The following is a 14,265-nucleotide window of genomic DNA, read 5'->3' as shown; positions in this document are numbered from 1 at the left end:
CTTTAATTTTCAGGATTAGTTGAAATCGGGTTTGCTTTTAGATATTCTGCTTCCGAAAGTGCAATGGCTTTTATATCATCAAAAAAAACAGTTCCATTGGTTTGTGCTAATGCCAACATGATTCTTATTTTCTTAGCATCGGCAGGCGTTTTTATTGTTTTTTTGAAAAAAGTCCAATTGGTAGAACCTGTTGCTTGACCAATTCTTTCTGCAATAATTTGTTTATCAGCCGAATTTGTAAATTCAGCGATTATCGCACCACATTTATAATCTTCCTTTTGAGTTTCAATAGCATCAGACTTTATCCAACCGCTAATTTCTAAAGCAAAAGTATTTTTTGGTAATGTGATTATTTGATCCAAAGCTTTCCATTCAGCACCCACAAACTGAGTGATTACAGCGCTGTTTGTTCCTGATTTTTTATCGTAGGGAGTCAGCTTTGCATTTTCCTCTCCACGCCAATTAATCAGTTCCATTTCAAAACCACCATTTTTGACCAAATTGGTTTGTGCATTTGTTATTGTAATTAGAAATAGCGAGTAAAAAAGGAATAATGTTTTCATAATCAATATTTTAATTCAATGCTAAATTTGAAGTGCGGAAAATTTAATCTTTGATTCTTTGAATAAGTTCTAAACAGGCTCGGCTGTTATGATACGGACATTTCCAGAAACCAGCTTTGTCTTTTTGCATTACAGAATAATCGCTGTAAACTCCCCAAAACCATTCGCCGTTTTGTTTGTCTAGAATGTGTTTTTTAGTGAAATCCCAGTTTTTCAAAACTAGATCCAAATACTTTTCATCATTTGTAAGTTGATAAGCGGTATAAAAACCTATCATTGCTTCGGCTTGAACCCACCAATGTTTTTCGGCGATAAGATTGTTGTGTTCGAGTTCTAATTCATACCACAAACCACCATCAGAATCAAGGCCTTCTTGTGTAACTTCAGCAATTTGAATGGCGTGTTTTTTATAACGAGAAATTAGGTTTTCATCTTCAAAAATTTCAGCACATTGCAATAAAAGCCAAGCCGCTTCAATATCATGACCGTATGAAATAACGTCGGGCTTTTCGATCCAGTTTTCATCAAAAAACAAACGTAGATGTCCAGTCTCAGTATTAATAAAATGCTTGTCGATTGTTTCTAATAACTCAATGCTGTCTTTTTGAAGCGTTTTGTCTTTCCAGACTTTGAATAAATTCGCATACGCTTCAATAATATGCAAATGCGTGTTCATTGTCTTTTTTTCGTTGGCATCTTTTTCGCTTAAACGCAGATCATCGATGTTTTGCCAATCGCGAGTAAAAGCTTCAAAATAACCTTTGTTTTCAGAGTCGTAACTGTGCTCCTGAATTTTTAAATATAAATTGATGGCTATTTCTAAAGCTTTTTCATCTTTAGAAATAGCATAATATTCAGATAATCCATAAATCGCAAAAGCCAAGGCATAAATTTGATTTTTGGTGTCTTTTGGTGTTTTGTCAACATTTATGCTCCAAAACAAACCTCCAAATTCAGCATCATAAAAATATTTTGAAAGAAATTCAAACGCTCTTTTTGCCAATTCCTTATGCTCTTCTTTTTTAGTAACCTGATAACTTGCAGAAAAAGACCAAAGAATTCGGGCGTTTAAAACGGCACCTTTTTCAGAATTAGCAATGATGTGATCGTTAAAATCGATTTGTCCAATAAATCCGCCGTTTTGAGTATCGATGGTATGTTTGGACCAATATTTCAAAATAGCATCAAGCTCTGCTGAGAGTTCAGATTTTAAGTGCTTTAGTTTTGCTGACACGATGAATTATATTGCGTTATTTTTTTCAATTTGACTGATAATCGTTTCTACTGAACCCGCAGAAATAAAAGTATCAGCAGGTGTGTTTGTAACGTAATCAATTAGTTTTGCAACAGATGAAACTGCCACGTGCATTCTAGTGTCTGACGATGCATAATAAATGTAAACGGTTCCGTCAGCATCTTCAATCCATCCGTTTGAAAATAATACGTTTGAAACATCACCAACTCTTTCAATTCCTTCTGGCCCCATGAAATGCCCCGCTGGAACATGAGTTACTTTTGTTATGTCATTTAAATCGGTCATGAACATGTATAATGTGTAGCGCAAACCTGCAGCAGTATTACGAACGCCATGTGCCAAATGCAACCAACCTTTTTCTGTTTTGATAGGAGCAGGACCAAGACCATTTTTCAGCTCGTAAATCGTATGATATTGTTTTCCGAAAATGATTTTTTCTTCTTTCACAACTGGATTGGTCATGTCTTCAACATATCCCAAACCGATTCCACCACCAGAACCTACGTCAATAAAACCGTCTTGCGGACGTGTGTATAATGCATATTTTCCGTTTACGAATTCTGGATGCAAAACCACATTTCGTTGTTGTCCTGTATTCGAAATTAAATCTGGAAGTCTTTCCCAGTTTATTAAATCTTTAGAACGCACAATTCCTGCATTGGCTACAGCCGAACTTGTATCTCCTTTTGGCGCTTTTGGATCTTTTCTTTCGGTGCAAAAAATACCATATACCCAGCCGTCTTCATGGTTGATCAAACGCATGTCGTATACGTTTGTGTCTGGATCTTCGGTTTGTGGAATTACGCATGGTTTTTCCCAAAACTTGAAATTATCAATTCCGTTTGGACTTTCTGCGATAGCAAAAAATGATTTTCGGTCAATACCTTCTACTCGCACAGCAAGAAGGTATTTTCCGTTCCATTTCATTGCGCCCGCGTTGAAAGCGGCGTTCATTCCAATTCTTTCTTGTAAAAACGGATTTGTTTTTTCGTTTAAGTCAAAACGCCAGTTCAAAGGCACGTGAGCTGCAGTAACAACAGGATTTTGATAACGCTGATAAATTCCGTTTCCTGCATTTACTTCAGGAGCATTTTTTTGCTCTATGAGCGTTTTATGTTCTTTTTCTAATGCTGCTTTTCGATCTTGAAAACCAACTGAAGATGCTATTGTTGTCATATATTTTTATTTCTGTATCTGATTTATGTTTAATTATTTTTGGTCTCTTTTTTCGTTTAAATCTTGTTCTATCGTTTGCAGTTTTTCTTCAGATAAAGGATAGAAAAGGATAAAAGCTACTGATATTGCTGCTGCGATTGCAGGAAGTATGCTTAACATTAATTGAATTCCGTGTTGTGCTGTGGCTGTTTGCTCCACGTTGGCTTTAAAACCATAATAACCTAAAAGCCATCCAGCTCCTGCACCGCCAATTGTCCATCCAAATTTTTGTGACATTGAGGAAGCCGAGAATACTAATCCAGTTGCTCTTCGTCCTTGTTTCCATTCAGAATAATCAGCGCTGTCTGCGTACATTGACCAGATTAATGGGAAAATGCAACCCGCGCAAATGCTGATTAAAAGTTGGAAAGTCAGGATTAGGAAAATGTCTTCTTTTCCGAAGAAATAGAAAATGATGCTTAAAATAGAAGCCAAAGCCATCGCACCAAAGAAGGTTTTTTTCTTTCCGATTTTATTTGCAATCGGAGTTGCCAAAATCACTCCGATGATATTTGCAGCTTGACCCAAAACCAAATAAATTGAAGTTGGCGTCATGTGAAAATCGGTTCCGAAAAGTGAAAAATTGAAATTGATACTGCTGCTTACATAATATTTGAAATAATAAACAGCCGCACCATCACGAATTGAATTGAAAACCAAAGTCCCAATTCCTGCTCCTAATAAAATCCACCAAGGACGGTTTTGCAGTAAATCTTTTAAATCTTCTTTTAAGTTTGATTCTTCATTTTCAATTGGTTTTACTCTTTCTTTGGTAAAGAAAAAACAAGCCCAGAAAAATGCTGTTGTGATTACACCAAAAACGGCAATAGTGATTAACCAGCCATTTTTTGAATTTAGGCTTCCACCGAAGTAATTTACTAAAGGTTCTATCAGCCACAGTGCCAAAAGACTTCCTCCAAAGGCGAAAACCATTCTGTAAGATGATAAAGTCGTTCTTTCTTTTCTGTCAGATGACATAACGCCCAAAAGTGACGCATAAGGCACATTGATCAAAGAATAAATCATCATCATTAACGAATAAGTAACGTATGCATAAATGATTTTTCCTTTTTCATCAAAGTCTGGCGTGTAAAAAGTTAAAACCCCAATTACGGCAAAAGGCACGGCAACCCACAATAAATAGGGCCTGAATTTCCCCCATTTTGTTTTTGTTCTGTCAGCAATGATTCCAACAATTGGATCAAAGCAGGAATCCCAGATTCTTGTAATTAAAAACATGGTTCCTACGACAGCAGGCGCTAATCCGAAAACGTCGGTATAGAAGAAGAGAAGATACATGCTGAAAATTTTCCAAAACATGGATGATGCAGCATCTCCAAGACCGTAACCGATTTTTTCTTTTAAATTAATTTTGTCGTGCATTGAGTTCTTTTTAAGGTTGTGATTTGAGTTTGGTTGTTATTTTAAAGCTTTTTGAATGTCTTTTTCAAAAAGCGTTTTGTCAAGATTGTAAAAATCAACAAAATCTTTTTCGCTCGTTTGTCCAGAGAACGGAGCATAATAATGCATTTTTTGTTCTTTTTCCTGCCAGCCGTGGTTTCTCCAAAGCAAAACATAGGATATTTTGTAATCACCAATAGCTTTACTTAAAGTCCCTGTCCACCATTTTGGATCTGGAACAGCTTCGTAGCCCGCTTCGGCAATAGCTATTAATTTGTGTTTTTCTAAACCAATTTCGTTTACGATTTTAAGTTGTTTCTGAACTTCGTCAATGAATTTTTTGCCGTCTTTGTCGTCATTATTCTGGTAACTGTCAAAACTTAAAATATCAGCATAATTGTCACCAGGATAATTTGCCAAGAAATCTTCTTTTGTGCCAAAACTGCTTGTGTTGTAAATATAAATTAAGTTATGAACGCCTTTTTTCTGAAGGTATTCAAACGTAAATTTCCATATTGCTTTGAATTCGTCAGGCGTGCAATTTCCTTTTCCCCACCAAAACCAACCTCCAGTAAGTTCATGATAAGGTCTGAAAAGTATCGGAATGTTTTTTCCATTTTTATCTTTTAAAGACAAAAAGAAATTAGAGGCTTTATCCAGCCAAGAAATGAATTTTTTATGATTTTCGCCACCAGGCAAAACTGTTTTTATTGCATTTGGCGTATTATCCCAAGCATTTTTTCCTGTTGCAGGATTGTCAAAGTGCCAGCTTATCGTTGAAATTCCGCCTCTCTCATTAGCTTCTTTAATATATTGTTTCATTTTGTCGAAAGGAACTCCGTCAATATTTTTTGAGTCATCTTTTTCTAAGCCGGCAATATCCCAACCGTAAACTGCTGGGTAATCTCCCGCTGTTTCTTTTACATCGCTTCTGCCGTTTTCATATTTCCAGTTTACTCCGTAAGCAAGATCGTCTTGATGCCCAAATAGGTATCCTTTCTGGATCAATTGGTTTAGTTTTTTATATAGCGAAACAGTTTCAGGTGTTGCTTTTTTATCTGAAAGTGACAAATTAGTATTAGTTGCAATGCTATTTGATGAGCATGAAGTTCCAATGAATATGGTGATAAAGACAGCAAGTATATTTTTTTTCATTTGACTTTTTTGATGTAATCTGCACAAAATTAGGATCTCAGAGTGTGTTTTTTAGACTGTAAAATTCAATCGATAATTCGGCATTGTTTTCTAGATAAAATTATTAAAACTATAAAAAGATATTCTATAAAAAATGATTAATGTTTATTATTAATACACTTTCTGTAAAATCGATAATTCTATTTTTCAAAGATAATTGGATGTTTATTCTGTAATTAATATTATTTTATCAATTATATATCATATTATTGCAAACAAAAAATGACCTGATTATTTCACGAAATAGTTTTTAAGATATGAGCAACGCTAAAAATTTTTATAGAGAAATCGCGCCACTTTCGGCTGGAGACAGTTTTTTGGTTTTCGATCGCGTTAAAGATAGTTTTGATTTCCCGGTTCATTATCATCCGGAATTTGAGATCAATTTTATCTTAAACGGAAAAGGAGTGAAGCGTGTTGTTGGAGATAATATTGAAGAAATCGACAATGTTGAATTGGTTTTAATTGGTCCGAATTTGTATCACGGATGGGAATTAAATAAATGTACCAGCAAAAAAATACATGAAATCACGATACAATTTCATAATGACTTGTTTCACGAATCTTTGCTTTCAAGACGAATCATGAATCCGATTCGAGATATGTTTAATCGATCCATCCATGGGATTTTATTTTCGAAAAAAACGGCTGAAGAATTAACACCAAGGCTTGTGAGACTGTCTAAATTAGATGGTATGGATTATTTTTTGGAAATCACATCCTTATTATATGATTTGGCAAATTCCAGAAATCAGCGTTTGCTTTCTACTTATACAGTAGATTATGATACGTTTGATGATTATGATAAAATGAAGCTGGTTTATGAATATGTCCAAAAAAACTTTGCCGACAAAATCACTTTAGAAGATGCTGCAAACGTCGCAAGCATGTCTATAATTTCATTTAACCGATTTATTAAAAAACGTACAGGAAAAACTTTTGTCAATTATATTAATGATATCCGAATAGGATATGCGGCACGTTGGCTGGTTGAGAAAGACATGAGTGTTTCTGAAGTTGCTTTTAAGTCGGGTTTCAATAATATTGCCAACTTCAATCGCAGTTTTAAGGCTACTAAAAATTGTACCCCTAGCCAATATCGCGAAGAATTTTCAGGATTGAAACGTATTTTATAATGATACTTTTTTTTCACAAACAAATATTATTTTTAACGAAATCGTTTGCTTTTGGCAAATTCGTTCATTTTTATTTATAAGAAGTGCTTATTGAAAGGGTGCTATTGCGAAAAATGCAATTAATGTTTGTTTTTATTTTCATATATGTTTTTTTAAGAAGATATAGTAAAAATATTATCATTAAATGATATAATATTATCGATTTGATGTTTTGTTCTGTTATAGATTTGTTAAATAATTTAGAAAATAAATCACACCCTTTTTATTACTTAATTATGAGTAAAACAAATTTAAACTAACCAAACATTTATTATGAAAAAACTAATGACTAACTTTATTCATTGGAATGCTAACCACAGAGCAGTTCCTTTGATTTTATTCTTGTTACTGACTAGTAATTTTATTACTGCTCAGGTTAAAATATCAGGAGTAGTTTCTGATGACAAGGGATTGACCATTCCTGGAGCCAACATTTCTGTTGTTGGTACAAAAACTACTGCCTCATCTGATTTTGATGGTAAATACACGATCGATGCTCCTGCAAACGGAACTTTATTAGTTTCGTTTATTGGATTTGATTCTCAAAAAATAGCTATTGGTGGCAGAACAAAAATCAATGTTACGCTACAATCTAGTTCAGAAGATTTAAAAGAAGTTGTTGTAATTGGTTACGGAACTCAGAAAAAGAAAGACGTAAACGGTGCAATATCTTCAGTAAAATCAACAGATATTGAAAATTTAAAACAAGTTTCTATAGATCAGATGCTTCAAGGTAAAGCGGCTGGGGTTTCTGTAACAAACAATTCAGGACAGCCTGGGGGTGCGGCTTCTGTAAGGGTTCGTGGAACTACTTCTATTACAGGTACAAATGAGCCTTTGTATGTAATTGATGGTGTGCCAATTTCTGGTGATGCAACTGGAAAATCAACAAGTGGTCAAACTTTGGCAGGAAAAGATGGGTTTTCTTCTTCAGGAGGAAGCGGAAATAACGCAATGAGCCCGCTTTCAATGATCAATCCAAATGATATCGAATCGATGGATATTTTGAAAGATGCTTCGGCAACAGCAATTTATGGATCTAGAGGTGCAAATGGTGTAATCATTATCACAACTAAACAGGGTAAAAAAGGAACAGGAAAAGTATCTTATGAAAACTATACATCATTTGCTACTGTTGCAAATAAATTAGATGTTTTGAATTTGTCGCAATATGCAACTTTAAAAACTGATTTAGCAAAAATGTGGGGTTTTCAAACACGTCAAGAATTTTCTCATCCTGAATTATTAGGACCTGGAACTAACTGGCAAGATGAGGTTTATAGAACTGCAATTTCAAACAGCCATCAATTGTCATTTTCTGGTGCTAAAGATGGAACAAGCTACTATTTGTCTGGAAGTTATTTAGATAACGAAGGAACAATCATTAATTCTGGTTTGAAAAGATATACAGTAAGATTGAATTTAGATTCTAAAATCAAATCTTGGTTGAGAGTTGGAGGAAACCTAACAGGTGGTATCACAAATGAAAGAATTACGGTAAACCAAAGTTTCTCTGGTTTGATTTCAAATACTTTATTGCAATCGCCAGATATCCCAGTTAGAAATAGCGACGGAACTTTTGCTGGACCACCATCGTCAGAACAAAGCGTTACGTATTACAATCCAGTTGCTGAGGCTTTGACGAGAGATAATAAATTGGTTAGAAAAAATTTCCTAGGAAATGTATATGCTGAAGCTGAGATTATTAAAGGGTTGAAATACCGTATCGAATTAGCAGCAAATACTGAGTTTTCTGAAAATGATGATTTTAGACCATCGTACAAATGGGGTAGCCAAACTAATTTATTGGCAGATCTTGATGTAAGAAGACAAAATTGGTATTCTACAAACATCAAAAACTTATTGACTTACGATAAAACAATCGGTAAACATAAATTTACAATCTTAGCGGGTCAAGAAGCAAACGATTCTCATTGGGAAGGTTTAATCGCATCGGCACAAGGTTTCAAAACTAATTCAATTCATACTATTAATTTAGCTGATGTAGATAATAATACAGTTACACAATATAAAGGTAGTGCATCACTTTCGTCTCTTTTTGCTCGTGTAATTTACGATTTCAATGATAAGTATAGTATTACGGCTTCAATCAGACAGGACGTTTCGTCTAAATTTGACCCAACTACTGACAATCAAAAAGGTGTTTTCAACGCGATTTCTGGTTCTTGGAGATTGTCTAGCGAGCCTTTCATGGAAGGAACACGCAAATATGTTGACAACATTAAATTTAGAATTGGTTACGGAGAAACTGGAAATCAACAAATTCCAAACAACAGTTACTCTGCTATGTTAGGAACTCAAAATTCAGGATTAGGAAGCGGATTTTTGCCTTCAAATTATCCAAATCCAAATTTAGTTTGGGAATCTTTAAATCAAACCAATATTGGTATCGATTTTACTATGTTTGACAGCAAACTTTCTGCAAGTTTTGATGTTTATGATAAAAAATCAGAAGGATTCTTGTTCCAAGTACCATTGCCACTTTACTTAACTGGAGGTGGAGGTCAATACGGAGGAGTTTCTGCACCGTATTCTAATTTAGGTACAATGAGCAATAAAGGTTTTGATTTGACGCTTGGTTATGATTTGAGATCTACAGGTAATTTCAATTGGAATGCTACAGCGGTGGTTTCTCATTACAAAAATAACTTGGATGAAATCGCAAACGGAATCGTGTTGACACAAGAAGTAAATACAAATGGGTATCAGCCAGTTGTTGTAACAAATACTACAGTTGGAAACCCAATTGGATTGTTCTACGGATATAAAACAGACGGAATCTTCAAAGATCAAGCAGTTTTAGACAAAGCGCCACTTCAATTTGGACAGCCTGTAGGAACTGGAGCTGGAGAAACTGCCCTTGGAGATGTGAAATATGTTGATGTTAATGGAGATGGAAAAATTGATGCAAATGATAAAACATTTATTGGAAATCCACATCCAAAATTCACTTACGGTTTCACAAACAATTTCAAATACAAAAATGTAGATCTTTCTATTTTCCTTCAAGGATCTTATGGAAATGATGTTATGAACTTGACAAAAAGAGCAGGAACAACAAATGCTTCTTTGTATGACAACCAATTAGTTGATGCAATGGATTATTATTCTTCTACAAATACAGCGAGCAATAATCCAAGACCAATTGCAGATTCGGCAAATAACAACTTATTGATTTCTGATCGTTATGTAGAAGATGGTTCTTATTTAAGAATTCAAAACGTTACGTTGGGGTATTCTTTGCCACAAGATGTTATTTCAAAATATAAAATTTCAAGATTAAGATTATACGGATCTGCTCAGAATTTATACACGTTTACTAAGTATACTGGTTACGATCCAGAGATTGGTTCATTTAATCAAAATGTGCTTTTATCAGGAATCGACAACGGAAGATATCCAATTGCAAGAACGTTTTTAATTGGTCTTAACTTAGAATTTTAAAAATTAAAAAAAATGAAAAAGAAATCTTTTTTAAATAGATATAGTTTGCTTTTTATAGCAACAGCATTTCTGACTTTTGCATCATGTTCAGATGATTTTACAGACAGACCTTCTGAAGATGGAATAAGTTTGGATTCGTATTACAGCACAAACGATCAAGTTTCATCAGCAACAAATGGTATGTACAGCAGAACTTGGTTCCAAATGTATAACAAGTTTTGGTGGGCGCTTGAAGTGGGTTCAGGAAACATGTATTCAGGTTCTCCAGACGTAAGCGGATTGAGAACATTTTCGTTAAACGGAAGTGATCCTGAATTAGTAAACGGTTGGTCATCATTATGGGCAAATGTGCAACAGTCAAATATGATTATTAACTTTTTGGCAGCCAGAGTAGGTCCAGATGTTGATAAATCAGTTTTGGATAACACTATGGGAGAAGCTTATTTCATGAGAGCTACGGCTTATTTTGATTTGGTAAGACTTTGGGGACCAGTGCCAATTATTGAAAATCCGCTTGATTACACGAGCAATCCTTATGTAAACACAAATACAGTTGCAGATATTTATAAATTAATCACAATGGATTATTTAAAAGCAATTGAATTGTTGGCTACAAAAACAAGAGGAACTAATTATGCTAACAACGGACACGTTTCTAAAGGTTCTGCTAGAGCAATGTTGGCTAAAGTTTATTTGTACCAAAAAGATTATGCAAATGCAAAAGCAATGGCAGAAGCTGTAATCAGTAGTGGGGAGTTTAAATTGCTAGGAGGTGATCAATTGCCAACTAAGAGTTTTGGAGATTTGTTTACTTATCCAAACAATAATAACGAAGAATCTATTTTTGCTATTCAATGGAAAGGTGACGGAGCTTATGGTTCTGCTAACAACTGTAATACACAATTTGGATTCCAAGACGGAACATTGTCTACATCAAACGCTTCGTATGCGGGAGTTTTTGGTCCGAGCCAGGAAGTGCTTCTTTCTTTATATGGAGCAGGAGATGTGAGAAAGCATGAAACAGTTATGGTAGGCGGAGATTCTTACCCGAATATCAAAACGACTCAAGGTATAGGGTTTACAGTTCCAACTGGAAAAGATTTGGCTCAGGCATCTGGTGGAGGAATTAAAAAATACTGTATTGGTCTAGTAAACGGAAGCGCTACTGGTCAAGCCGATGCATGGGCAATGATGGATAATAATACCTATGTAATGCGTTATGCTGAATTGCTGCTTATTCACGCAGAAGCAGTTTTAGGAGCAAATGCAAGTACTACAGATGCTAGCGCATTAAGCTCAATTAATGCCGTTAGAAAGAGAGCTGGTTTGGCAAATTTAACTTCAATTACATTTGATGATATCTTTTTAGAAAGAAGAAAAGAATTGTGTTTTGAGGGTGATTATTGGTTTGATCTAGGGCGTATCGACAAAAATAAAGCAATCGCAATTATGTCGGCACAAAATAGAGGAGATAGATATGGCGAGCGTCATTACACGCCAGTTTATAGCGAAGATCATGCAACAAATGACTTCTATATGGATTATCCGGACAACGAGGTAGCTAAAAACCCTAAATTATTGCAAGCGCCAGTTCCGTATACTTTTAAATAATTACTAAAAAAAATGACAATTATGAAAAATATAAAAATAAAATACCTTTTGCCTTTTATAATGGCATTTATGGTGCTGGCTGTGTTTTCGTCTTGCAGTAATGATGAAGCATCAAGCAGTGGAGGCGGGCCGGTAATTACGAGTGTTTCAAAATCTGTAGAAGGGCCTTTGGTTCCAGTAACAGTTGGTGATCCTAAAAATTACTATGTCATTCAAGGAACTGGACTTTCAACCGTAACAAAAATCTACTTTAATGATTTTGATACGTATTTCAATCCTACATTAGTAACAGATACAGCAATATTTGTATTGATTGATGAGAAAACACCTTATGCAAATTCAAGCAACAAATTGAAGTTAGTTACAAAGCAAGGGACAGTTTTATACGACTTTGTAGTGGCACCACCAACGCCAAAATTCAATAGCTATAATTCAATTAATGCTGCTGCTGGCGATGTTGTAACAGTTTATGGTGATTATTTCTTGAATCCAACAGTAAAAGTGGGAACAATTGATGTGCCGGTTATTTCTTCAACATTGACAGAAATTAAATTTAAAATGCCAGCAAATGCTACAGATAAATATGTGACTGTAACAAATATTTCAGGGTCTACAACTTCAGAAGAAGCTGTTGGTTCAGCTTTATATGATGATGTTTTACAAGGAGATGCTGGGCACTGGATGTGGAGTGGCGGAGATACATTTGACACGAACTTCAAAGACGATAAAGTTCAGGGTGAAGCTGCGATTAAATTTGTTTTTGGAGGATGGAATGGAGCTGATATGAAGTTTAATTCAAGAGATGTTTCAAAATACAAAGCATTCAGAGTAAAAGTGAAAAGTGTTTCAACTAATACTGCAGCGAGTGTGATCTTTGTTTTTGGAGGTTGGGCTTACCAAATCAAAAAAACAATTACATCACAATGGACAACAATTGAGATTCCGTTTTCTGATATCGGAAATCCAACAACTTTTGATCAGTTAACGCTTCAGGAATCAGGGAATTTTGGAGGAAATACAATTCTTATGGATGACATGGGATTTGTTTTGAAATAGTAAGCAGTAATTTGTTTTGAGTTTTGTTTGAGTATTCCCTAATTGAGAAAATTAGGGAATACTTTTTTTTAGAATAATTAATTAGAAGTTTTAAAAATGAAAAAGATTATTTCAGTACTCGTTTTGTTTGTTTCGAGTTTAAGTTTTGGGCAAGGAAATACACATAATCAAACGGGAGGGAAATTTGAAGGCTTGGCAATGACACCGCCAATGGGATGGAATTCTTGGAATACTTTTGGGACAGATATCAATGAAAAACTTGTAAAAGAAACCGCTGATATTATGGTTTCTTCAGGATTGGCGGCTGCGGGTTATAATTATATAGTATTAGATGACGGCTGGATGACGCACGAACGCGATGCAAATGGCGATTTAGTTCCGGATCCAGTTAAATTTCCTAGCGGAATGAAAGCGCTTATTGATTATGTGCACAGCAAAGGTTTGAAATTTGGCTTGTACAATTGCGCCGGCATTCAAACTTGTGCGGGATATCCAGGGACTCGCGGTTACGAATATCAAGATGCTCGTTTTTATGCAAAATTAGGAATTGATTTCTTGAAATACGATTGGTGTAACACTAAAGGTATTACAGCTCCCGAAGCTTATACAACAATGAGCAACGCATTGAAAACCGCTGGTAGGCCAATTGTTTTTAGTCTTTGTGAATGGGGAGACAATCAGCCTTGGGAATGGGGGAAACCTGTTGGGAATCTTTGGAGGATTTCAGGCGATATTTATCCTTGTTTTGATTGTGAATTCAAACATCCAGAAAATTGGTCGTCTTGGGGATTCATGAAAATTGCTGAAATGCGAAAAGATATTCGCAAATATTCTGGCCCAGATCACTGGAATGATTTTGATATGATGGAAGTTGGAAATGAAATGAATGATACCGAAGACAAAGCGCATTTTGCAATGTGGTGCATGCTTTCATCACCATTATTTACAGGAAACGACTACCGAAAAATGTCGAACGAAACATTGGCAATTTTGACAAATAAGGATTTAATTGCAGTTAACCAAGATAAATTAGGGATTCAAGGATTTAAATATTCGGTGGAAGATGGTTTAGAAGTTTGGGTTAAGCCTTTAGCAGATGGAAATTGGGCAATTACTTTTTTAAACCGAAGTGATGTTGCTAAAAAGGTTAATTTCGATTTTAAAAAGAATAGTATTAAAGATGCTGATTTTGGTTTTGAAGCTGATTTCAATAAAGTGACTTATAAAATAAAAGATCTTTGGAAAAATAAAGAAATAGGTACAACTAAAAAGAATTTTATTTCAGATCTTGCTTCTCATGATGTAATTACACTTCGTCTAACTCCTTAAA

10 protein-coding genes are annotated in these 14,265 nt (G+C 34.9%); 5 read left to right on the top strand and 5 right to left on the bottom strand.

The window, feature by feature from the left end; all coding sequences use genetic code 11:
- Nucleotides 1–2 precede the first annotated feature (2 nt).
- From AAYQ19_RS08260 to AAYQ19_RS08240, 5 genes are read right to left on the bottom strand one after another with little or no spacing between them, the layout of a single operon-like run.
- Nucleotides 3–563 (bottom strand): carbohydrate binding domain-containing protein, encoded by a 561-nt coding sequence (locus AAYQ19_RS08260; RefSeq protein WP_343535771.1) that lies wholly within the window; start codon nt 561–563, stop codon nt 3–5.
- Between the two features lie 43 nt (nt 564–606).
- Nucleotides 607–1,797, bottom strand: a complete 1,191-nt coding sequence (locus AAYQ19_RS08255) for an AGE family epimerase/isomerase (RefSeq protein WP_343535770.1) — start codon at nt 1,795–1,797, stop codon at nt 607–609.
- A 6-nt stretch (nt 1,798–1,803) separates the two neighbouring features.
- Nucleotides 1,804–2,994, bottom strand: a complete 1,191-nt coding sequence (locus tag AAYQ19_RS08250) for a glycoside hydrolase family 130 protein (RefSeq protein ID WP_343535769.1) — start codon at nt 2,992–2,994, stop codon at nt 1,804–1,806.
- Between the two features lie 33 nt (nt 2,995–3,027).
- On the bottom strand, nt 3,028–4,416 hold the full coding sequence (locus AAYQ19_RS08245; RefSeq protein ID WP_343535768.1) for an MFS transporter: 1,389 nt from the start codon (nt 4,414–4,416) through the stop codon (nt 3,028–3,030).
- Nucleotides 4,417–4,452: 36 nt separating this feature from the next.
- Nucleotides 4,453–5,589, bottom strand: coding sequence for a glycoside hydrolase family 26 protein (locus tag AAYQ19_RS08240; RefSeq protein WP_343535767.1), 1,137 nt, complete (start codon nt 5,587–5,589; stop codon nt 4,453–4,455).
- A 296-nt stretch (nt 5,590–5,885) separates the two neighbouring features.
- On the opposite strand from AAYQ19_RS08240, the gene AAYQ19_RS08235 reads away from it, so the two are divergent.
- The 5 genes from AAYQ19_RS08235 to AAYQ19_RS08215 all read left to right on the top strand — a co-directional run bounded on the left by AAYQ19_RS08235 (nt 5,886) and on the right by AAYQ19_RS08215 (nt 14,264).
- Nucleotides 5,886–6,764, top strand: a complete 879-nt coding sequence (locus tag AAYQ19_RS08235) for an AraC family transcriptional regulator (protein ID WP_026728055.1) — start codon at nt 5,886–5,888, stop codon at nt 6,762–6,764.
- A 312-nt stretch (nt 6,765–7,076) separates the two neighbouring features.
- Nucleotides 7,077–10,268, top strand: a complete 3,192-nt coding sequence (locus AAYQ19_RS08230; protein ID WP_343535766.1) for a SusC/RagA family TonB-linked outer membrane protein — start codon at nt 7,077–7,079, stop codon at nt 10,266–10,268.
- A 12-nt stretch (nt 10,269–10,280) separates the two neighbouring features.
- A complete protein-coding gene (locus AAYQ19_RS08225) occupies nt 10,281–11,879 on the top strand; it encodes a RagB/SusD family nutrient uptake outer membrane protein (protein WP_343535765.1) in 1,599 nt (532 codons plus the stop codon).
- A 21-nt stretch (nt 11,880–11,900) separates the two neighbouring features.
- Nucleotides 11,901–12,935 (top strand): IPT/TIG domain-containing protein, encoded by a 1,035-nt coding sequence (locus AAYQ19_RS08220; protein ID WP_343535764.1) that lies wholly within the window; start codon nt 11,901–11,903, stop codon nt 12,933–12,935.
- A 96-nt stretch (nt 12,936–13,031) separates the two neighbouring features.
- Nucleotides 13,032–14,264 carry a glycoside hydrolase family 27 protein gene (locus AAYQ19_RS08215; RefSeq protein WP_343535763.1) on the top strand — a complete coding sequence of 411 codons (1,233 nt, stop codon included), beginning with the start codon at nt 13,032–13,034 and terminating at the stop codon, nt 14,262–14,264.
- Nucleotide 14,265: the final 1 nt, after the last annotated feature.

The sequence above is a fragment of the Flavobacterium mesophilum genome (assembly GCF_039581405.1).
Lineage (GTDB): Bacteria > Bacteroidota > Bacteroidia > Flavobacteriales > Flavobacteriaceae > Flavobacterium.
Note: the sequence above shows the minus strand (reverse complement) of the source record. Positions and strands in the feature narration are given on the sequence as shown.